Origin of the sequence: Holdemania massiliensis AP2, from assembly GCF_000327285.1 — a bacterium.
Lineage (GTDB): Bacteria > Bacillota_I > Bacilli_A > Erysipelotrichales > Erysipelotrichaceae > Holdemania > Holdemania massiliensis.
The window spans coordinates 674574-696478 of the sequence record NZ_HE998567.1 but is presented as its reverse complement, the minus strand read 5'-3'; the positions used below and the strand labels follow the sequence as shown (position 1 = coordinate 696478).

At 49.4% G+C, this 21905-nt stretch carries 22 protein-coding genes; 21 read left to right on the top strand and 1 reads right to left on the bottom strand.

Annotated elements, in window-relative coordinates; all coding sequences use genetic code 11:
* The first annotated feature begins 85 nt into the window (after positions 1 to 85).
* From BN162_RS03280 to BN162_RS03200, 18 genes are all read left to right on the top strand, one after another.
* A complete protein-coding gene (locus BN162_RS03280) occupies positions 86 to 973 on the top strand; it encodes an acetamidase/formamidase family protein (RefSeq protein WP_020223645.1) in 888 nt (295 codons plus the stop codon).
* Positions 970 to 2364 (top strand): TrkH family potassium uptake protein, encoded by a 1395-nt coding sequence (locus BN162_RS03275; protein ID WP_020223644.1) that lies wholly within the window; start codon positions 970 to 972, stop codon positions 2362 to 2364. Before BN162_RS03280 ends, BN162_RS03275 begins: the two co-directional genes overlap by 4 nt.
* A 12-nt stretch (positions 2365 to 2376) precedes the next feature.
* On the top strand, positions 2377 to 3048 hold the full coding sequence (locus BN162_RS03270) for a potassium channel family protein (RefSeq protein WP_020223643.1): 672 nt from the start codon (positions 2377 to 2379) through the stop codon (positions 3046 to 3048).
* A 139-nt stretch (positions 3049 to 3187) separates the two neighbouring features.
* A complete protein-coding gene (locus BN162_RS03265; protein WP_020223642.1) occupies positions 3188 to 3454 on the top strand; it encodes a TIGR03905 family TSCPD domain-containing protein in 267 nt (88 codons plus the stop codon).
* A 46-nt stretch (positions 3455 to 3500) separates the two neighbouring features.
* Positions 3501 to 3629, top strand: coding sequence for a hypothetical protein (locus tag BN162_RS19125; protein WP_020223641.1), 129 nt, complete (start codon positions 3501 to 3503; stop codon positions 3627 to 3629).
* Between the two features lie 62 nt (positions 3630 to 3691).
* Positions 3692 to 5491, top strand: coding sequence for an ABC transporter ATP-binding protein (locus BN162_RS03260; protein ID WP_020223640.1), 1800 nt, complete (start codon positions 3692 to 3694; stop codon positions 5489 to 5491).
* Positions 5488 to 7335, top strand: coding sequence for an ABC transporter ATP-binding protein (locus tag BN162_RS03255; protein ID WP_020223639.1), 1848 nt, complete (start codon positions 5488 to 5490; stop codon positions 7333 to 7335). The genes BN162_RS03260 and BN162_RS03255 overlap by 4 nt, the downstream gene beginning before the upstream one ends.
* A gap of 19 nt (positions 7336 to 7354) precedes the next feature.
* On the top strand, positions 7355 to 7852 hold the full coding sequence (locus tag BN162_RS03250) for a hypothetical protein (protein WP_020223638.1): 498 nt from the start codon (positions 7355 to 7357) through the stop codon (positions 7850 to 7852).
* 130 nt (positions 7853 to 7982) lie between these two features.
* On the top strand, positions 7983 to 9323 hold the full coding sequence (locus BN162_RS03245) for an MATE family efflux transporter (RefSeq protein ID WP_020223637.1): 1341 nt from the start codon (positions 7983 to 7985) through the stop codon (positions 9321 to 9323).
* 87 nt (positions 9324 to 9410) lie between these two features.
* Entirely contained in the window at positions 9411 to 9785 is a 375-nt protein-coding gene (locus BN162_RS03240) for a GntR family transcriptional regulator (protein WP_020223636.1), read from the top strand.
* Positions 9786 to 9787: 2 nt separating this feature from the next.
* A complete protein-coding gene (locus tag BN162_RS03235) occupies positions 9788 to 10645 on the top strand; it encodes an ABC transporter ATP-binding protein (protein ID WP_020223635.1) in 858 nt (285 codons plus the stop codon).
* Positions 10645 to 11277 (top strand): ABC-2 transporter permease, encoded by a 633-nt coding sequence (locus tag BN162_RS03230; protein ID WP_020223634.1) that lies wholly within the window; start codon positions 10645 to 10647, stop codon positions 11275 to 11277. The genes BN162_RS03235 and BN162_RS03230 overlap by 1 nt, the downstream gene beginning before the upstream one ends.
* 16 nt (positions 11278 to 11293) lie before the next feature.
* A complete protein-coding gene (locus BN162_RS03225; RefSeq protein WP_020223633.1) occupies positions 11294 to 12103 on the top strand; it encodes a PHP domain-containing protein in 810 nt (269 codons plus the stop codon).
* A gap of 140 nt (positions 12104 to 12243) precedes the next feature.
* Positions 12244 to 12528 (top strand): DUF1905 domain-containing protein, encoded by a 285-nt coding sequence (locus BN162_RS03220; protein ID WP_020223632.1) that lies wholly within the window; start codon positions 12244 to 12246, stop codon positions 12526 to 12528.
* A gap of 102 nt (positions 12529 to 12630) precedes the next feature.
* Complete coding sequence (gene lspA / locus BN162_RS03215) at positions 12631 to 13095, top strand: signal peptidase II (RefSeq protein ID WP_040451414.1); 465 nt, start codon at positions 12631 to 12633, stop codon at positions 13093 to 13095.
* A complete protein-coding gene (locus BN162_RS03210) occupies positions 13095 to 14018 on the top strand; it encodes an RluA family pseudouridine synthase (RefSeq protein WP_020223630.1) in 924 nt (307 codons plus the stop codon). The genes lspA and BN162_RS03210 overlap by 1 nt, the downstream gene beginning before the upstream one ends.
* Positions 14015 to 15292 (top strand): rhomboid family intramembrane serine protease, encoded by a 1278-nt coding sequence (locus BN162_RS03205; protein WP_020223629.1) that lies wholly within the window; start codon positions 14015 to 14017, stop codon positions 15290 to 15292. The genes BN162_RS03210 and BN162_RS03205 overlap by 4 nt, the downstream gene beginning before the upstream one ends.
* Before the next feature lie 13 nt (positions 15293 to 15305).
* Positions 15306 to 15788 carry a deoxycytidylate deaminase gene (locus BN162_RS03200; RefSeq protein ID WP_020223628.1) on the top strand — a complete coding sequence of 161 codons (483 nt, stop codon included), beginning with the start codon at positions 15306 to 15308 and terminating at the stop codon, positions 15786 to 15788.
* Positions 15789 to 16138: 350 nt separating this feature from the next.
* On the opposite strand, the gene rnhC is transcribed toward BN162_RS03200, so the two are convergent.
* Positions 16139 to 17032: a ribonuclease HIII gene (gene rnhC, locus BN162_RS03195; RefSeq protein ID WP_020223627.1), complete on the bottom strand. Its 894-nt coding sequence runs from the start codon at positions 17030 to 17032 to the stop codon at positions 16139 to 16141.
* Between the two features lie 88 nt (positions 17033 to 17120).
* Here rnhC and BN162_RS03190 point away from each other — a divergent pair, with 88 nt between their 5' ends.
* The 3 genes from BN162_RS03190 to uvrC are packed head-to-tail and all read left to right on the top strand — an operon-like array spanning position 17121 to position 21894.
* On the top strand, positions 17121 to 17804 hold the full coding sequence (locus BN162_RS03190) for a CvpA family protein (protein ID WP_020223626.1): 684 nt from the start codon (positions 17121 to 17123) through the stop codon (positions 17802 to 17804).
* The gene (locus BN162_RS03185) at positions 17801 to 20134 is read left to right on the top strand and encodes an endonuclease MutS2 (RefSeq protein ID WP_020223625.1); all 2334 of its coding nucleotides are present in this window, start codon (positions 17801 to 17803) and stop codon (positions 20132 to 20134) included. The genes BN162_RS03190 and BN162_RS03185 overlap by 4 nt, the downstream gene beginning before the upstream one ends.
* Positions 20131 to 21894, top strand: coding sequence for an excinuclease ABC subunit UvrC (gene uvrC, locus BN162_RS03180; RefSeq protein ID WP_020223624.1), 1764 nt, complete (start codon positions 20131 to 20133; stop codon positions 21892 to 21894). Before BN162_RS03185 ends, uvrC begins: the two co-directional genes overlap by 4 nt.
* Positions 21895 to 21905: the final 11 nt, after the last annotated feature.

The following is a 21905-nucleotide window of genomic DNA, read 5'->3' as shown; positions in this document are numbered from 1 at the left end:
GATGTAAAATTTTCAAGACAGAGTATTGAGTATTCCCATTAAAAGGTGTAGACTAGGAATCGTATACGCTTAAAGAGGGCTGGTTATGAAAAAGATTGCTAAAGATCAAGTGATCTACGCGATGTCTTCGGAAAATAAGCCGGTTTTAAAAGCTCATTCCGGGGACAGAATATGTTTTGAAACAAGGGATTGCTATGGTGATGAAATTACGCCGCAGGATCCTGACAGGCGACCGCTTCAAATCAATCCGGCTACAGGTCCGGTATTTGTTGAAGAGGCTCAGGTTGGAGACACACTGAAGGTGACCATTGAGAAGATCACGCTTCAAGACCAAGCCTTGGTGGGGAGTTATCCTAAAAGTGGGATGATGGCCGATTGGATAGAACGGCGGATGATCCATTTTCTGCCAGTTCAGGAAAATCAGCTGGAATTTCAGAAAGATCTGGTTGTGAAAACGGCGCCCATGATCGGAGTGATCGGCGTTGCCCCAGAAGCAGAGTCAGTGGCATGCAGAAAGCCAGGCGTTCATGGCGGTAATATGGACTGCCGTAAGATTCGTGAAGGCTCGGTTGTCTATCTGCCGGTGTTCCATCCCGGGGCATTGTTGGCCTTGGGAGATGTGCATGCAGCGATGGGTGATGGTGAAGTCATGGGCAGCGGTGCGGAAATCGCAGCGGATGTGATCGTTCAAATAGAAGTTATAAAAGAAACTTGCAGTGAACCTTGGGTTGTGGATCGGGATCGGGTGTATGTGATTACCTCCGCAGAAACCATGGAAGAAGCGCTGAAGCAAGGTTGTTATAAAATGAATCAAAGACTCCAGAAACAGTTGGGATTGTCGCCGGAAATGGCAGGAATGCTGATGAGTCTGGAAGGAAACAGTGAAATCTGTCAGGTGGTTAACCCTTTTGTTACCCTGCGGTTTGGCATGCCGCTTGTTCGGTTCCTTTCTAAGGAGGGAAAAAGGTCATGAATTTCAATCTGCCGTTTCGGGATAAAATCCTGCGCTTTTTAGGACCTACCCGTATGATTGCTTTGAGCTTTGTCTTGGTCATCCTTGTCGGATCAGTCTTGCTGTGGCTGCCAATCGCCCAGAATCCGGGGATGCGGGCCAGTTACTTAAACAGTTTGTTCGTCGCTACTTCCGCTACCTGCGTGACAGGCTTGATGCCGTTTGCGGTTATTGATCAGTACAATCTGATCGGTCAGACCGTATTGATCTTCTTAATGCAGATCGGCGGTTTGGGCTTGATGTCGTTGCTGGCCTTGTTTTTAACGCTGATGCGGCGCAAGCTGAACTTTTCAGAGAAGAAAATGCTGCAGGATTCATTAAATAAAAATGATGCTGACAACATTCCGAATTTCTTAAAAAGTATCTTCCGCTACACCTTTATTTTTGAAGGGATCGGCATGGGATTGCTGGCGCTGCGGTTTATTCCTGAGTATGGCTTGGCGCAGGGCCTTTACAATTCAGTCTTTCTTTCCATATCGGCGTTCTGCAACGCAGGTCTGGATAATTTGACGCGCTCATCTCTGATGGCATACACGAGTGATCCGCTGATCAATTTTACGGTCTGCGGTCTGATCATCACCGGCGGTTTAGGCTTTGCGGTGTGGTTTGATCTGCGGCGGATTTTGCCGGAGAAGAAAAAGCTGAGCTGGAAGCGGCTTTGGACAAGACTGTCACTGCACAGCCGGCTGGTCTTAGTTGTTACAGGGATTTTGCTGGGCAGCGGAACGCTGATCGTGCTGCTTGTGGAATATGGCAACCCGAATACCTTAGGCTGGATGAATTTCCCGCAGAAGATTATGGCAGCCTTCTTCCAGTCCACAACCCTGCGGACAGCGGGCTTCAGCACCATTGACTTTGCGTTACTGAAAGATGCTTCCTTATTTATCATGTTATTCTATATGATTATCGGCGGTTCTCCAGGCGGAACGGCAGGCGGTATCAAGACAACGACATTCTCAATGTTATTCGTCCTGATTATTTCGGAAATTCGGGATTCCGGAAATATGACATTGTTTAAGCGGACTTTGCCGAGCTCTACGTTCCACCGGGCCTTTGCGATTACGCTGACGTATGCCTGCATTATGGTTATTGCGATCTTTTTACTGACATTAACAGAACCGCAAATTGGATTTTTGCCGTTAGCTTTTGAAGCTTTCTCAGCGATTGCTACGGTCGGCTTGTCAGCCGGGGTAACACCGTTGTTATCCGCTTTAGGCAAGATCGTCATCATCATGTTGATGTATATCGGCCGCGTGGGTCCGATCACGATTGTTCTGTCATTAATGCGAATGAAACAAAATCGAAAAACAAACAATCTCGTATATCCGCACGGGGACGTGCTGATCGGGTAGGAGGATAAATTTATGGCGGAAATGAAACAGTATGTTATTCTTGGACTTGGCATCTTTGGATCAACCATTGCAAAAACACTCTCTCAATACAATCATGAAGTGATTGCGATTGATAAAGATTTAGCCTGTGTCGATCGGGTTAGTGATTTTGTCACACAGGCGATTCAGGCAGATTTTACGGATATCGATCAGCTGCGGGCGATTGGCATTCAGGATTGTGATGCGGCGGTTGTAGCGACGGGATCCCATCTGGAAGAAAGCATCATGGGCGTCATGAATCTTAGGGAGCTGGGCATTCCGTTTATTATGGCCAAGGCTAAAAACAAGAAATACATGCAGATTTTACAGAAGATTGGTGCGGATTATGTTGTTCGTCCTGAAAAAGAAATGGGCGAGCGCGTAGCGAAAAAACTGGTTTCCCGCAACATTATCGATTTAATTGATATTGATGATGATTACAGCATCGTTGAGATTGCAGCGCCGGCAAAATGGGTCGGCAAAACGCTCAAAGCTCTGGAATTAAGAACGAATTATGGAATCAACGTTTTAGGCATACGTAAAAATCCAAAGGAACATCTGTCCATTTCTCCTGATGCTTTCTACACTATTGAAACCAATGATCAGCTTCTGGTCATTGCGGATAATAAGATTTTCAAGAAATTTGAATCCTTATTCCGGATTTAAGAAAGAGATTAAATTAAAGCAAAAACAAGCGGGAAACGAACGAGGCTTTCAGAATTCCCGCTTTTTCTTCGTTTTTGGACTTGTAGAGGAAATTGAACCATGTTATTATGATAACCATATAAGACAGGAGGTTTTTTTTATGACAATGACAAAAGAGAAATTTACATATATTCCCCAGGGCGTATGTTCCAAGCGCTTTGATTTTGAGCTGGAAGGCGATGTGATCACCAACGTAACGATTACAGGCGGGTGCCCAGGCAATTTATTGGGTATTTCCAGAATCATCAAGGGGAAGACTGTAAAAGAAGTAGTAGATGCTTTTCAGGGAGTTCATTGCGGCGCGAAGCCGACATCCTGTCCTGATCAGATCGCAGCGGCGTTAACCAAACACTTCCAATCAAACTAAAGGATAGTCTGCGGGCAGAGGGCTCAGCCTAAGAACAGGTGAGAGTATGAAAAAACCGCAGATGGAAGTTGCGAAAACGCTGGTGGAGATCGGTTTGTCGTTTGACGTCATCGAATTGATGACACAGGTGACGCCGATGGAATATCTGGCAGAAGTCATGGATGAAAATGAATGAGATAAGAATGAAAAGCACTGCTGAGCGTGCTTTTTATTTTTGAATTTTAAAGGAGGGGGAAAATGCGAAAGTTTCAATTTATTTGGGAGTTTCTGGAAGGCAACCGCAAACGCATGGCGGCGATGATCGTCTTGGTCTGCGTCTATGCCTTTCTGAACTTATGCTCGCCGCTGTTGTTCAGTTTCATGATTGACAATGTCATTCATCAACAACCGGCGGCCAATCCGGTGCTGGCCTGGCTGTTGGAAAGCTTAGGCGGAGCTCAATATCTGCAGCGGAATTTATGGATGGGCGCAGCGGCGATCCTGGCGATCAACGCCTTGATCTGCGTGTGCGTCTTCCTACGCGGATACTGGAATGCGGTGATTTCCGAAGAAGTATGCCGCAAGGTCCGCAATCGGTTGTATGCGCATTTGCAGTCTCTGCCGTTCAGTTACCATGTACGGATTAAAACCGGTGATTTGGTGCAGCGCTGTACCAGTGATGTCGATCAGATTCGGCGGTTTTTATCCGGTCAGATTTCTGAAGTGGTCTATTCGATTGCGACGGCATTGGCGGCACTGCTGATTTTGTTTTCGATCTATCGTCCGTTAGCATGGCTGGCGGTGATTTCAATGCCGCTGTTAGTGATTTACGCCTATGTTTTCTTCACCCGCGTGCAGAAAGCGTTTTTGGCATCGGATGAGGCAGAAGGTGATCTGAGCACTGCGGTTCAGGAGAATTTATCCGGAATCCGCGTGGTGAAGGCGTTCAACAACGAACGCGAGGAAATTCGTAAATTTGATAAGAAAAATATCCGTTACCGCGATCTGACCTTCAAGATGATTCAGTATCTGGGAGCGTATTGGGGAACCAGTGATTTGATCTGTCTGACGCAGATTTTCGTGATTATCCTAGCGGGCATTTTTGCCGCTTCCCGCGGTGATCTCAGCGTCGGCAGCTTCTTTGTGTTCATTTCCTATGAAGGCATGATTTTATGGCCGGTGCGCAATTTGGGGCGGATTCTGGCAGATATGGGCAAGATGAGCGTGTCGATTGGCCGGCTCCAGGAAATTCTGGATGAAGCGCCGGAGGATGTGACAAGCGGAGAAACACCGGCGATTGAAGGCCGGATTGAATTTGATCACGTTCAGTTTCAATATGAGGGCGACAGTCAGCCGGTGCTGAAAGATCTGAATTTTACGATTGAAAAAGGCATGACGGTTGCGCTGATCGGACCGACCGGCGGAGGCAAGAGCACGCTGGTGCATCTTCTGATGCGGCTGTATGATCCGACCGGCGGACAGATCCGGATTGACGGTCATGATCTGATACAGATTCAGCGTCAATGGCTGCGCCAGAACATCGGCATCGTGCTGCAGGAACCGTTTCTGTTTTCCAAAACGATTTATGACAACATTCATCTGGCCCGCCGCAGTGCCCGGCGCGAGGAAGTGGAACAGGCGGCCCGGATTGCTTCGGTGCATGAGGTCATTGCGGAGTTTGACCGGGGCTATGATACGTTAGTCGGTGAGAAGGGCGTGACCCTTTCCGGCGGACAGAAGCAGCGGATCGCGATTGCCCGGACCGTTTTGTCGCCGCAGCCGATTTTGATCTTTGACGATTCCTTGTCGGCAGTGGATACGCAGACCGACGCTCAGATCCGAGCTGCGCTGAAAGAGGTTCAGAGTCAGACGACGACGCTGATCATCACCCAGCGCGTGGCTTCCGCCATGGATGCTGATCTGATCCTGGTGCTGGAACAGGGGCAGATTACGCAGTCTGGGACGCATGAACAATTGTTGAATGAAGACGGACTGTACCGCCGGATCGTGGATATCCAGACGGCCCGGATGAATGAAGGGGGAGGTGAGGAAGCATGAGTCAGATTCGTTTTGAAGAACAACAATATAACACGGAGTCCTTGGATGCCGGCTTGTGGAAGCGGATCTTTGTGCTGATGAAGCCGCTGCGCAAAGAACTGGTCCATCTGTTGATCCTGATGGTGGCGGTAGCCGGCTGCGACGTTTTGTTTCCGATCCTCAACAAAGTGGCGATTGATACCTTTGCGGCCGGCGGCCAGCCGGACAGCTCGCTGTGGCTGTTTTCCATCGTCTACATGGCCGGGGTTTTGTTTCAGGCCTTCAGCGTCTATCTGTTTTTTATGCAGGCCGGCAAAATTGAAATGGCGTTTTCCTATGATGTACGTGAAAAAGCCTTTGCCAAGCTGCAGACCTTATCGTTTTCCTATTTTGACCGCACACCGATCGGCTGGCTGATGGCGCGGATGAACAGCGACATTGCCCGGCTGGCTGAAATCCTGTCATGGAGTCTGATGGATTTGATCTGGGGATTGGCGGTCATGCTGGGAGTCAGCGTTGTCATGCTGATCGTGAACTGGAAGCTGGCCTTGCTGGTGCTGATGGTGGTGCCGGTATTGGCGTGGCTAAGTGTCTGGTTTCAGGTAAGAATTCTGAAAAATTACCGCAGTGTGCGGCGGATTAACTCGCGCATTACCAGCGCGTTCAACGAGGGAATCACAGGCGCCAAAACGACCAAAACCCTTGTTATTGAAGCGGACAATCTCAAGGAATTCAATGCTGAAACGCTGGAAATGAAAGCGGCCAGCGTGCGGGCGGCAACGCTGTCAGCGCTGTTTATGCCGGTCGTCATGGGACTGGGTGCGATTTCTACAGCGGCGATTCTGTGGTCAGGCGGACATCAGGTATTGATGCAGACGCTGCAGTTTGGTACGCTGATGATGTTTACTCAGTATGCAACGCAGTTCTTTGAGCCGTTAAGGCAGATTGCCCGGCTGATCGCTGAGCTGCAGCTGGCTCAGGCCAGTGCCGAACGGGTGCTTTCTTTGTTGGACAGCGAACCGCAGATTGTCGATACGCCGCAGGTCATTGAAAAATATGGCACGGAACTGGATCCGAAGCCTCAGAACTATGAACCGTTGATCGGCGATGTCGAGTTTTCTCATGTCGACTTTGAATATCTGGAAGGCGAGCGGATTCTGACCGATTTCAACCTCAAGATCAAAGCCGGACAGACCGTGGCTTTGGTTGGGGAAACCGGTTCGGGCAAGAGTACCGTGGTCAATCTGCTCTGCCGCTTCTATCAGCCGCTTGCCGGGCAGGTATTGATTGATGGAAAAGATGTACGCGAACGTTCCTTAGGCTGGCTACATTCCAATCTCGGGTATGTGCTGCAGTCACCGCATCTGTTTTCCGGAACGGTGAAGGACAATATCCGCTATGGCAAGCTGGACGCCAGTGATGAACAAATTGAGGATGCGGCGAAAATGGTCGATGCGCATGAGTTCATCCTGCGGCTGGAAAAGGGCTATGATACGGATGTCGGTGAAGGCGGTTCCCGCTTGTCCACCGGCCAGAAACAGCTGATCTCCTTTGCCCGTGCGGTCCTGGCTGATCCGCGGATCTTCGTTCTGGATGAAGCAACGGCTTCGATTGACACCGAAACCGAACAGGTCATTCAGTATGCGATCGAGCATTTAATGAAAGGCCGGACAAGCTTTATCATCGCGCATCGACTGTCGACGATTGTGAACGCGGATTTGATTCTGGTCATGAAAAAGGGTAAGATCGTAGAACAGGGAACGCATGGTGAACTGATGCACTTAAACGGCTATTATGCCCGTCTGTATACCGCACAGTTCAATGAGGACCTGGAAAATCAGCTGCTCAACCGCAGCCGAAGTTAAGTGAGAGGAAGCGAAGTCTATGAAACTAGAAATCGGAACGCGTTGTCCGTTCCATATTGATGAGGGTGTTATGATTGACTATGTCGAGGATCAGTGGCTGATCTTAATCAAAGATGCGCTGTGGCAGCCGGAAGAAATCAAGGCCTTCCGCCGCAATCCTGGGCGGCTGGCATTTCTGCCGTTGGATACGGCAGTGTTCTTTACAGTCAATGTCGATGATGTCCTGGAAACCTCAGATCTGCCGTTTGTCATTCAGGAATGTGAGAATGCGCAGACACTTTTCAAACGGCCAGAGATGGCGGTGACGCTGGCTTTAATATCTGCTCAGGATGAAGTTATAGCCCTGCGGCAGCTGACGTTAAGCACAGCGGATGCGGCGCAGGTCAAAAATCATCTCAAACGGATTCTTGACGCTGGTTATGAGCAGGATGTTTCCAATCATCAGATTGATAAAACACAGGCTCGTTACCAACCGTATGAGCTGGAGGAAAAGGCGTTGTTTACCGCCGCGTTCTGAATGTAAAAATCTAAATGTAACAAGAATGGAAGCAATGAAAACTGACACCGCTTCCATTTTCATTTTATCTTGACATCCCTTGATCCCGAGCGTATTCTAAAAAAGTTCTGAAATCAGGGGGATGAATTCGATGGAATTTCAAACACACAAAATGTCATTGTTTCATTATACGTGGCCGATCTTTATCGAGCTGCTTTTACAAATGCTGGTCGGCAATGTGGACCAGATGATGATGAGTCAGGTGTCGCAGAATGCTGTGGCGGCGATCGGGAATGCCAATCAGATCGTCAATGTGCTAATCATCACGTTCAGTGTAATCTCGTTAGCGATGACCATTCTGGTTACGCAGTATTTCGGTAGTGGCAACCCTGAACGGGTATCGGAGACTTATTCGCTGGCTTTGGCCGTTAATTTTGGCTTTGGTTTAGTCATCAGCGCGGCATTGGTGTTTTTTAATATGTCGATTTTTAACTGGATGCGTGTGCCGGCGGAAATTCTGCATGATGGTTCAGTGTATATCACAATTATCGGTTTGGGCATGATCTTTCAGGCTTTGTTTATGACTTATATCGCGATGTTTCGCACCCAGGGCTGGATGAAGCAGACGATGGCAGTATCGGCACTGATGAATGTTTTGAATATCGTTGGTAATTTCGTTTTCATTCGCGGATGGGGCATAATTCCGCCGCTGGGTATTGCGGGTGTTGCGATTTCCAGCACGGTGAGCCGCCTTATCGGTTTGGGACTTTTAATCGTGATGTTCAATCTGCGTTCCACGATTGCGGTCAGTCTGCGCACGTTGACTCCATTTCCCTGGAAGCAGCTGAAAAAACTGTTGGCGATCGGGGTGCCTTCAGGTGGGGAAAGTGTTTCCTACAATCTGTCGCAGATGGTCATCACCAAAATTGTCAACGGGTTTGGCACAGCGGTGATCAATACGCGGGTTTATGCGAACATGTTTGCGATGGTTTCCTATATGTATGGCAGCGCTGTTTCGCAGGCTGCTCAGATTCTTGTGGGCATTCTGATCGGTGGACGGAAACTGGAGGAGGCTCATAAGCAGGTGATGCGCACCCTCGTTTATTCACTGATCATCGGCGTCGGCGTGTCGGTGCTGCTGTATTGTTTTTCAGATGAGCTGTTCGGGTTGTTTACGCAGGATCCAACCGTGCTGCGGCTGGGCAAACAGGTGATGTTCATCGAGATCTTTTTGGAAGCCGGGCGGGCGGTGAATATGACACAGGTTCGGGCGCTTCAGGCCGCCGGTGATATCCAGTTTCCGATCCTGTTAGGCATCGCTTCACAATGGGGTGTGGCCGTAGCGTTGTCCTATCTTTTGGCGGTAACGTTCAAGCTGGGCGTGGTCGGCGTATGGCTGGCAATGATGATCGATGAAGTCCTGCGGGCGATCTTGTTTCTGATGCGGTGGTATTCGGGAAAATGGAAAAAGCAGAATCTGATTGAAAACTGACGAAACGGTCAGTTTTTTTTTCAAATCCTGTTGACACAGCGAGTATATTGTATATACTGTATATATACGGTAAGGAAGGATGACGGTATGGAAATCTTTATCAGCAACACAAGCGATAAGCCGCTTTATGAACAAATTACTTCGCAGATTAAAAATCTGATTCTCAGCGGCGCATTAAAGGAAGGGGACGCCCTGCCTTCAATGCGAATCTTGGCCAAGGAGCTGAGAATCAGTGTGATTACGACGAAGCGGGCGTATGAAGAACTTGAACGTGAAGGCTTCATCGTGACGCAGAGCGGAAAAGGAAGTTTTGTGGCGGCGCGCAATGTGGAGCTGATCCGGGAAGAGAACTACCGGCAGATTGAGCAGCAGTTAACCCAGGCGGTTCAGCTGGCTCATCTGGCGGAAATCGGACTGGATGAGATGATCGAGATCCTGACGCTGCTGTATAAGGAGGATTAACAATGGACGCCATTTTATCAATAGACAAGCTGCATAAGCAGTATCCTGACTTTGAACTTAAAAACCTCAGCTTTACGCTCAAACCCGGTGAAGTCATGGGCTTTATCGGTGAAAACGGGGCCGGGAAGACCACCACGATCAAGGCTCTGCTCGGTTTAATCCGCAGCGAGGGTCAGATTCAGATCTTTGGCAAACCCGCAGATCAGCTCAGTGTTGAGGAACGCGGTCAGATTGGAATTGTTCTGGACGGCTGTCATTTTCATGATCAGCTGAAGATTCCGCAGGTTGACAAGGTTCTGGCCGGCATTTATCCGAAGTGGGATCATGGTCAGTTCATGAAGCTGTGCGAGCGCTTCGGTCTGCCTTTAAACAAAACCGTGAAATCATTTTCGACCGGCATGAAGATGAAGCTGTCGATTGCGGCGGCGCTGTCGCATCATGCCCGGCTCTTGATCCTCGATGAGCCGACCAGCGGTCTGGATCCGATTGTCCGTGATGAAATCCTGGATTTGTTCTATGATTTCATTCAGGATGAAACACATTCGATTCTGTTTTCCAGTCATATCACGACTGACATTGAGAAAATTGCCGACGTGGTTACGTTCATCCATCAGGGAGCGCTGCAGTTCTGCCTGCCAAAGGATGTGCTGCACGATGAATATGGCATCGTGAAAGGGCCGCGTTCTCAGATTGAAAAAATTGACCGGGACTCGCTGCTGGCGCTGCTGCCGCAGAATCTGACGTGTCAGGGTTTGGTCCGCAACCGTGAGGAAATCCGGCAGGCCTATCCGATGCTCAGCGTCGAGCCGGCGGGATTAGAAGAAATAATGCTGTGCATGGTAAAAGGAGAGCGAAAATAATGAAAGGCTTACTGTATAAGGATTTAATGGTTGTTTTGGATTCAGCCCGCATGATGGCGGTGATCGTCGTTTTATTTCTGGTGACAGCGATGGCCGGCAATGGTTTTTCGATGGTGAGTTCGATGATGGCGCTGTTAGTTGTAACCCTGGCGATTTCCTCATTCAGCTATGATGATCTGGCGCATTGGGATATCTTTGCAGCCACACTGCCGATCAGCTGCCGAAAACTGGTCCTCAGCAAATATGTGTTTCTGCTTTTGTTGGGAGCGGGGGCGCTGGTGCTCAACGTTGTTCTGGCGTTTGCGACGACGTTGATTGCACCGGAAGCGGACTTCCAGTTTCAGATCGCAACCGGACTGCTCAGCACCCTGGTGGCCTGCATTCTGGATATTGCGATTATCCCGCTGATCTATAAATTCGGAGCGGAGAAAAGCCGGATTCTGTTGATGGGAGCGATGGCGCTGATCTTTGTACTGGGCTTTGGCGTGCTGCGGGTTTTGCCAGCATTGTCCATTGATACCGAGGCTATTTCCTTCACTGCCCTGGCACTGGGGCTGATTGTGGTCTTTGCGGCAGCGTTCTTGATTTCCTGGTTCTGCTCTGTTAAAATCGTAGAAAAGAAGGAATATTAACCAGGAGGCACTCAGGATGCAGAGAATCGATGGGCATGTGCATTTAGAACACGGACCAATCTGTGCTGAATACATTGAAGCGTTTGTGGATGCGGCGCAGAAGCAGGGGCTGGAAAGCATTCAGATCTTAGATCATACCCATCGGTTTAAAGAATTTCATCCGGCTTATCGAAGTGTGATCGAAGCTGATCCGACGCAGGCGCAGTGGCTCAGCGGAAAGGGCAAGTTCCAGGATTCGCTGCGGGATTATCTGGCATTAGTCCGCGCGATGAAGCAGCGGAGGTGGCCGCTAGAGGTTCGGTTTGGTCTGGAGGTTTGCTACACGCCTGAAAGTGAACCGTTTTTAAAGGAAATCTGTCGGGGACTGCCGTTGGATTTTCTCGTCGGCAGCGTACATTCAATTGGCGGTTATCTCTATGATATGTCCTTTTCTCAGCCGCTGTTGTGGCAGAAACAACCGCATTCAGCGATTGTCGAACAATATTGTGAATGCGTACTGAAATCAGTGCAGAGCGGTTTGTTTGATCAGATCGGCCATCCGGATACGATTAAAATGGCAGCTTCGGATGCCGTGATGGATCGCAAATGGATCAGCCGGATCGCCTTGGAAGCCAAACGCCGGGGCGTGATCATGGAATGCAATACCGGCTGTCATTGGCGGTATGCTCATCCGGATTATGGATTATCCGCAGACTGGCTGAAGATGCTGGCAGACCTGGAAATTCCGGTTATCACGGCCAGCGATGCGCATGATCCCTGCAACGTCAACCGGGATCTGGAACAGGCACGGGCCCGACTGCTTCAGTTTGGTGTCCGCTGTGTTTGATCTCTGTTTCGCATTGAATGATAATGAAACCGCTGTGTCAGGCGGTTTTCTTCTGTTGGCCGCTACTGAAATCATGTCTTTGACAGGAATCGACTGAGTTTGAAGCAGGAAGGTCAGACTAAACCTGGAGGTAGAAAAAGATGAATCAAAAAGTTTATGAATTTGACGCCGTGATCCGCAAGGTGGATGGAATCGATGGGGCATATATCGAATTTCCTTGGGATGTTCGGGAAGAATTTGGGCGCGGACGGGTGTTGGTCAGCGTTGAATTTGACGGGGTTGCTTACCAAGGCAGTCTGGTGCGGATGGGCACACCGGGGCATATCGTCGGTGTGCGTAAGGACATTCGTGCGCAAATTGGAAAACAGCCGGGCGATGAAGTCCATGTTCGGCTGCAGGAGCGGATCTCAGAGAAAAAGCGATGACTTTACCGTGACTGGAAATACGACAAAGGCGCATAAGTGTAGGCTTTGAAAAACCGCGGGGCGTATGATACAATACAAGAGTTATAGAAAATGGTGAAAGTTATGAAAATAAAAGAAATACTTTTGTTGGCAGGGGTGCTGGTTCTCGATCTGCTTACGAAATTCTGGGTGCAGTCCACAATGACGCTGGGCCAAAGCATTCCGGTCATCCGCGGGTTTTTCAATATTACCTATGCTCAGAATACAGGGGCAGCCTGGAGTCTGCTTGAGGGAAAGATGGTATTTTTCTATATCATCACAGCGATTGCGGTCGTCGGCTTTTCCTGGTATTTATGGAAAACAGATAAACGGGATACTTGGACGCGAATGGCGACAGTGCTGGTGATCGGCGGAGCACTGGGCAACCTGATCGACCGCGTGGTCTTTCATTACGTCCGGGATTTTCTTGATTTTATTATTTTCGGATACGATTTTCCGATTTTTAACGTGGCGGACATGGCATTGTGCATCGGTGTTGGCCTGCTGATTCTGATCACGCTGGTTCGGCCGGAAGGAGAGAAACATTGATGGAAACACGGATTTTAATTGTCGCAGAACAAGACCAGGGAACGCGATTGGATAAATATTTAAGCCAGGCTATGGAGGATTGCTCGCGCAGCCGCGTCCAGCAGCTGATCGATGCGGAAGCGGTGCGGATCGAGGATCTGCCGGTAAAAAACAGCTATAAGGTCAAAGCCGGCGATGAAATCGAAGTGACGCTGCCGGAGGATGAACCGCTGGAAGCGCAGCCGCAGGAAATGGAACTGGATGTTGTGTACGAGGATCACGATGTGATTGTCATCAATAAACCCAAGGGCATGGTTGTTCATCCAGGACCGGGGAATCCGGATCATACGCTGGTCAACGGTCTGCTTTGGCATTGTCAGGATCTTTCCGGGATCAACGGCGTGCTGCGGCCGGGAATTGTGCATCGAATTGATAAGGATACCAGCGGTTTGATCGTTGCCTGCAAAAATGACAACGCTCATCAGTCCCTAGCGCAGCAGCTGGCAGAAAAGACCGCCGGTCGGCAGTATTACGCTTTAGTCCATGGCGTGATGCCGCATGAATATGGAACGATTGACGCGCCGATTGGACGCGATGAGAAGGATCGCCAGAAAATGGCCGTTACGGAAAAGAATTCCCGGCCTGCGATCACGCATTTTAAGGTTGTCGAACGGTTTGATCGGTATACCTTGCTCAGCTGCCGGCTGGAAACCGGCCGGACGCATCAGATTCGTGTTCACATGCAGTACATCGGTTTTCCGATTGTCGGCGATCCGAAATATTCGCTGCGCAAGACGCTCAATACGCAGGGACAGATGCTGCATGCCTATCAGCTGTCCTTCGTCCATCCTTCCACGGGTGAACGGATGACCTTTGAAGCACCGCTGCCGCCTGCGTTTGAAGCGCTGTTGGCGCAGCTGCGCCAGGAAAGGAGCAGCCTATGAGCAGCTTTACAGAGAAAGACGTCCAGTTATTGCAGCTGGCTTATTACTTTGTTTCTGACTGTCAGTATCAGTTTATTTCAACACGTGAAGCACAGGATGAAATTTGGCTGGGCAATCCGAAGCATCCGGAATACCCGATTATCCGGCTTTCACAGACGCGTTTGAGCACCGTGTTTTTTGATAAGACCCGGATTCTGAAAATTCATCAGGCTATCCGGAATTTATTCCGCCGCAACTGCGATCTGCTGGATATCCATCTCAGTGATGAAATTGTGGAGGATCAGGAAGAACAGATCGATCTGGTGACCATATCGCCGCAGACGGTATCGGACCCGCAGCTGACAGCTGTGTTTCCGGGAATTGATCATGCAGTGCAGCCGATTCAGGATCCGCAGCAGGAGTATGATCGGATTACCCAGAAGCTGAGTGAACTGCAGCGTCAGCGGGCGCACAGTACGCAGAAAAAATCACCGCTTCAGCCGCCGAAGGCAACGATGATTTTAATGGGCATCTGCATCGCGGTATACTTGTTAAGTCTTGTTTTCACGTTCATGTTTAAGAATTTAGGCGGGTCTGGTGAAGTGAGCGTGGCCGTTGCGGTCTTGTTGGGCGGCTATTACAAAGCGTTTGTGGTCGGAGCGAATGAGTATTGGCGCTGGCTGACCAGTGCATTTGTGCATGTTGATTTTCTGCATTTGTTAATGAATATGATGGCGCTGTACAACATGGGCATGCTTTGTGAGAAGCTGTTTGGTGTCCGCAACTATCTAATCGTGCTGTTTGGTTCTGTCCTGTTTGGCTCGGCGTTTGTCTTTTTGGGCAGCGGCAATGTTGTGGCGATGGGCATCAGCGGCGGCTTGTATGGCTTGCTGGCCGCTTTTCTGGTCTACGGCATTCAGACCCGAATTCTTTTCCAGCCGCAGTTAAGGACGCAGTTCTTATTAATTCTGATGATCAATTTAATGATCAGCCTGATGCCGGGCGTGTCACTGGCCGCGCATTTCGGCGGTTTTGTTGGAGGCTTGCTGATCAGTGTTGTCTTAACCCGCAACGATTCCTGGGCTCAGCTGCGTAAAAATACAATGGTTGCTTTATGCGTTGCCGTTGTGTTTATCGGCCTGAAAACAGTGGAGCCGAAGGCGAGAGAACTGGATGCGATCTACCCGGGAACGGATCGGATGATTGTGGAAATGCTCAGGGATCTGCATCTGGATTTCTATGGCGATCATTTAAGCAAAAAAATGGTTGAAACCTACGTAGGTTCATCACTTTAGGAGGAAAGAACATATGAAGCGAGAACATGTCTTAAGCTGGGATGAATATTTCATGGGTTTGGCACATTTGTCAGCCATGCGTTCCAAGGATCCGTCAACCCAGGTTGGTGCCGTGATCGTGGATGCCGAACACAAAGTGGTTGGCATCGGGTATAACGGTTTGCCGATCGGTTGTTCTGATGACGAATTTCCATGGGATCGGGAAGGCGGAATGCTGGAAACCAAATATGCGTTTGTTGTGCATGCTGAACTGAACGCGATTCTCAACAGTACACGTGATCTGCATGGCTGCACACTGTATGTTTCGTTGTTTCCATGCAATGAATGTGCGAAGGCGATCATTCAGAGCGGGATTCGCAGAATTGTCTATGAGGATGATAAATATGCCACCGCGGACAATGTCATCGCTTCAAAACGGATGCTGAATGCGGCAGGCGTAGAACTGGTACGCTTAGGCAAGCGCGTGCGTTTAAATGTAGAAGTGATTGCCGATTAAGCGCAAATTATAAAAGTGTGAACTGGAAGTTCCTATGAAAACCGTGAGTGGTTCGCTTCGGAACTAATTGAGACTTTTTGATTTGTTTGCTATACTATTCTTGAATTCCGTACCTACTTTCGCCTTGGGCGTTCTAGTCGTGGCATTGTATGATGCATCGGTTGGGTGGGCAGGAATTCTTTTTTTGCGCGTATTTTTATGTTTTTTTGTTTCTTAATTCAGAAATCAAATCGCCCTATGCATAATTATGCAGGCATGAGAAAACAAAAGAGGAACGACAAGGGCTTGGCTGGATTCAGCTTGATCTTGATCTTCCTCTTTTTGTTTTAGATTTCGGTTTTCTTAGGAAATTATAACAAATCTGCGACTTTCTCGGTGTTTTTAAAGTGCAGCTTTGCGACTTCCTTGAGATGCTGTTCACCATGTTTTCTGACGAAAGCGGCGCCGTCCTGATCTACGGCACTTCCAGCGCCTTTGGAAAAAGTCATGTCCCATTGATTTTCCATTGCGGTCCAGGCTTTTAAAAACGCGCAGCGGGCGATCATGGAAGCACAGGCGACAGCCGGATAATGACTTTCGGCTTTGGTTTCAAAATGCAGCCCGCGGACAATTTCTTTCTGATCTTTACAATAGCGATAATAGCTGGCTTGGGGTGTGAACTGATCGACAATCGCAGCCTTTGGGAGCTCACCGCGCTTGTGCTTCAAATGAACATAGGCTTGGTTGTGCAGGATCGCTTTAATCTGGTTCATGTTGCATTGTTGATGAATCTGGTTATATTTTGCCGGAGGCAGAATTAATAAAGAATAAGCCAATCGTTCCATTAACAGCGGAGCGGTTTTTAAAATAACTTCGTCATTGATCTGTTTGGAATCATTGACTTTCAGCGTCTCCAACCAGGCAAGATCCTGTTTTTCAACGGCACAGGCACAGACACAGACTGATCCAAAATAATCGCCGGTGCCTACCTCATCACTGCCGGCGTGGGTCTGTTTGGCAAAACGTCGGAAATCGTTTTGACCCTGACTTTGATCAAAGCTTTCCTCCGTTTGAAACGGGGCAGCATAGATGGCGGCATCCTTGCCTTGAAAGACAACTTTATTGGATTGATAAGCGGTTATTGTGCAGTTTTCCGGTTTTAGCTGATAGCGGGAATAAGCCGGAGCTTTGACTTCAAACTCACGCCAGACCTCGTATAGACGCTCAATCTGGGGCAGAGTCAGCAGCAGTGTTATCGTATTCATGCATTCACCTCTGGCCATAATGATAACACAAGATTTGCAAAATCGCTTGTTTTTCGGTATGATGTTGCTCAGGTAGGAGTGATGGAAAATGGTCATTGAGAGCCAAACTTATATGGTGATTAACATCGCGGTGCTGATTATCGCGGTGGTTCAGGTTTTAGTGGGGATCAAGCGGGGATTTTTAATTCAGCTGATGGATTGCGTAGGCTTATTGGTCTCCCTGTTTGTCGCATGGTTGTTTTCGCCGGTACTCTCGGAGTGGGCGGCGATTGTGCCGGAAACGCTGAATCCGGCACGGGAAACAATATTGGGTCCCTGGGTTTATGGTTTAATGAATCAGATCGTCTGGTTTATCGCAATCTTTATCGTGTGCCGTCTGGTGCTGCTGCTGGTTCGTCCGATTATCAAGATGCTGGGCAAAATTCCGTTAGTCAAACAGGTGAATCAGCTGCTTGGCGGACTGTTCGGACTTGTGAATACGGGCATCTGGCTGGTGGTGTTCTCGATCATTTTGATGCTGCCTTTCTTTGAAAATGGTCAGCAGGTGATTGATGCGACGCTGTTGTCGATGCCGGGAAAAGCGGCGGCTGTGCTCAATGAAAAGCTGCTGGAGATGCCGCAGGATGAAAACCAGCTGCAGAAGCTGGTCGAGGGATGGGATCAGCTGACCGATGAAGATCGGACAATGATTAAAGATTGGCTGAATGACAATCAGCTGACCTTTCAAAATCTTCAAGAATTACTGAATTCGCTGAAAGGAGAAGGACAATGACAATTGGCAATGGCCTGGAGCTGGAACTGATCAAGCAACAGATCGCTCAGCTCTGTGCCTTTTCATTAGGAAGACAAAAAATCGAGGAACTGCAGCCCAGTTTTTCTCCGCTTTTGATCGCGAAGGAAAACCGGAGGATTGCAGAGGCTTTACAGGCTGTGATTCAGTTCGGACCGATGCCGTTTTATGGTATCCGCGATCTTTCACGGTCTTTGCATACGGTGCTGCGGGATGGCGTCTGCACTCCCCAGGAACTGATTCAGGCAGCCGATCATGCCCGCGGCGTCAGTGGGGCACAGAGTTATCTGAAGTCTGTGGAACTGCCATGCCCGGAAATTCATGAGCTGGCCGATACGATGCAGCCGCATCTGGAAGTGGCCCAGCAGCTGGAACGCTGCTTTACCCCGTATGGCGAAGTGCTGGACAGTGCATCACCGGAATTAAAACAGATCCGCCGCAGTCTGCATCAGACGGAAGCCGAGCTGGTGCGGGAAAGCCAGCGCTTTGTGCAGTCGCATGCCAGTCTGTTGACGGATTCGATCACCACGACCCGCAACGGTCGGATTGTCGTGCTGGCGAAAATATCAGAAAAGAACAGTCTGGGTGGGTTTGTGCATGGTGAGAGTGCTTCGGGAGCTACGGCCTATGTAGAGCCGGGCTGTTTGATCGAGCTGAATAACCGCAAGCAGACGTTGATTTCACGGGAGCAGGATGAAATCGACCGGATTCTGGTAGAATGCAGCCGCTTGTTAAAAAGCGTGGCTGAGCCGTATCTGGCCAATCTGGAAACTTTGGCCATTCTCGATGCCCTGTTTGCCAAAGCCCAATGGGGGCAGCGGCATAACGGCGTCGTCGCCAAGCTCTCCGAAGGCCGGACGCTGATTTTAAATCAGGCACGGCATCCGTTAATTGATCCCAAGACCGTAGTTGCCAATACGTATCGGATAATTGAGCCGCAGAAGATGCTGATGATTACCGGTCCGAATACCGGCGGAAAAACTGTATCGCTGAAAATTATCGGCTTGTTTGTTTTAATGAGCTACTGCGGCATTCCGATCTGTTGTGAGGAAGCGGAAATTCCGCTGTTTGATCAGGTGTTCGTGGATATCGGCGATGATCAGTCGATCGTGCAGTCGCTGTCAACCTTTTCCGCCCATCTGTCCAAACTGGCAGATATTACCGGTCACGCGACGAAAAAATCGTTGGTTTTGCTCGATGAATTAGGTTCGGGCACTGATCCGAAGGAAGGTGAAAGCCTGGCGATTGCCGTCCTGAATGATCTGCGCGAGAAAGGCTGTCTGAGTGTGGTCACCACCCATTATGGCCGCTTAAAACTCTATGGTAAACGGCATGAGGATATCCTGGTCGCTTCCGTTCAGTTTGACGTTGAGAAGATGATGCCGACCTATCATTTTATTGAAGGGCTAAGCGGACAGTCCAATGCGTTTGAAATTGCCCGGCGGTTTGGGTTGAAAGAAAAAATTATCAGGGAAGCCGAATTTTTAAAGCGGCAGCAGCGTTCCCAAGAAGATGAACTGATCGAAAAGCTTGAAGCTCAGATTCTACAAAATCAGCAGCTGAAAGAAAAGCAGGAAGCGCTGATTGCCCAAACTGAACAGCGTCAAAAACAGCTGGAACGAGAGCTGAATCGACTCAGCGCGGAAAAACAGAAGATTCTGGATACCGCAGAGAAGCAGGCGCAGAAGCATCTGGAAGAAATCAAAGAAGAAGGCGAAGCGCTGCTGGAAGAGCTGCGTCAGAGTGAGAAAACGATGAAGCTGCATGAGATCATCGAGAAGCAGCATCAGCTCAATGCCTTAGGCAAAAGCGAAGCACAGCTTGAAGAAGAGGCTGCGGCTGAGCCGGAGCCGCAGTTTCAGGTCGGTTCTTTTGTGGAACTGAAAAAATCCAGTCAGATTGCTGAAATTTTACAGCTGAAGCGCAACCAGGCCGTCGTCGATCTCAACGGCATCCGCACGACAGTCAAGCTGGAGGACATGCGTCCGACGCAGCGCCGCAAAAACAAGCCGGCCGCTTCCAGCACCTCGATGAAGGCACTGCGGGCGAAGACTGTCAGTCTGGAATGCAATATCATCGGCTGTCATGTTTTGGACGGTCTGGAAATTGTTGATAAATATCTGGACGACGCCGTCGTTGCCCGGATTGGTTCAGTACGGATTATTCACGGTGCCGGCACCGGCGTCCTGCGCAAAGCGGTTCAGGATAAACTGAACAAGGATCGGCGCGTGGAAAGCTGGCGGATCGGCGGCGCGGGTGAGGGCGGCGCCGGCGCAACGGTGGTTACGTTAAAAACGGGGAAATCAAAATGATCAGTTCTGCGCTGAAGGCCAAGCTGCAGACGCTGCCGCTGGAGCCGGGCTGTTATTTGATGAAAGATAAAAATGATACGATCATCTATGTCGGCAAAGCGAAGAAGCTGAAAAACCGCGTTAACCAATATTTTGTCGGAGCGCACAATTACAAGACGACCAAGCTTGTCAGCAACATCGTTGACTTTGACTACATTGTGACCTCCAGCGAAAAAGAAGCGCTTGTGCTGGAAATCAATCTGATTAAAAAATACCGTCCGCGCTACAACATTATGTTCATGGATGATTCCTCTTATCCTTATATAAAACTAACCAACGAAGCCTATCCGACCTTACGGGTGGTGCGCGACGCCAAAAAGGACCGCAAAGCGAAATATTTCGGGCCGTTTCCTGATGCTTCCGCGGCCCATCAGACGATGAAGCTGCTCAATCAGCTCTATCCGCTGCGCAAGTGTGAGAAGATGCCGAAGAAACTATGCCTGTACTATCATATCGGCCAGTGTCTCGGTCCCTGCGAGCTGACCGTTGATCCGGAAATCTATAAGGAAATCTCAGAAAAAATCGCCCGATTTCTGCGTGGGGATGTCAAGGATCTGGTCAGTGAACTGAAAACCAAGATGAATGCCGCGGTTGAAGAACTGGCGTTTGAAAAGGCCCGCGAATACCGCGATCTGATCACCTCGATTGAACACATCACAGATAAGCAGCAGGTTCAGGTTGAGGACAACAAAGACCGCGACGTCTTTGCCTGCTACGCAGATAAGGGCTATCTGGCCATTCAGGGTTTCTTCATCCGTTCCGGCAAGCTGCTGGAACGGCAGCTGTCGCTCACTCCGCTGTATGGTGATCCCGAGGAAGAACTGATCTCCTTTCTGATGCAGTATTATCAGAACCATCCGCTGCCTCAGGAGGTGATCGTGCCGTTGGAGCTGGATATTGAAGCCTTGCAGGAAGTCATCACCTGCAAGCTGATTCAGCCGGTCAAAGGCTATCGCAAGAAACTGCTGGAAATGGCGTCCAACAATGCCAAGACCAACCTGCTGCAAAAGTTTGAGGTCATGGAGCGCCAGAATGAAACGACGGAAGAATCAATGCGGCAGCTGGCTCAAAAACTGCGGATTCCCGGTTTGTCGCGGATCGAAATCTTCGATAACTCGCATATCTCCGGGGCTTTTACCGTTGCTGGGATGGTCGTATTTGAGGATGGGCTGCCGTGCAAGAACGACTATCGGTTGTTTAAGCTGCATACCGAAAACAGCGATGTTGACTCGATGAAGGAAGTGCTGTACCGGCGTTACTTCCGGCTGTTAAACGAGGGCGGCCGGTTCCCGGATCTGCTTTTGGTCGACGGCGGGCTGACGCAGATTGAAGCGGCCAAGGAAATCCTCGGTTCGCTGGATCTGGATATCCCAATCTGCGGTTTGGTTAAAAATGAAAAGCATCAGACCGCGAGCTTGATGAATCAGAATCTGGAGATTGTCGACGTTGAACCAGGATCCGCGCTGTTCTTTCTGTTGACGCGGATGCAGGATGAAGTTCACCGGTTTGCGATCAGCTATCACCGCAAGCTGCGTCAGAAAGCCCAGACGAAATCCATTCTGGATGAAATTGAAGGGGTTGGCGAAGTCCGGAAGAAAAAGCTGATGAGTACATTTAAGAGTTTTAAGCGCTTAAAAGAGGCCAGCATCGAGGAAATTGCCCAAGTCGTGCCGGCTGAGGTTGCAGAAAGAATTTTTGATACGCTGCATGTGGAACCTTAACCGGACTGTCC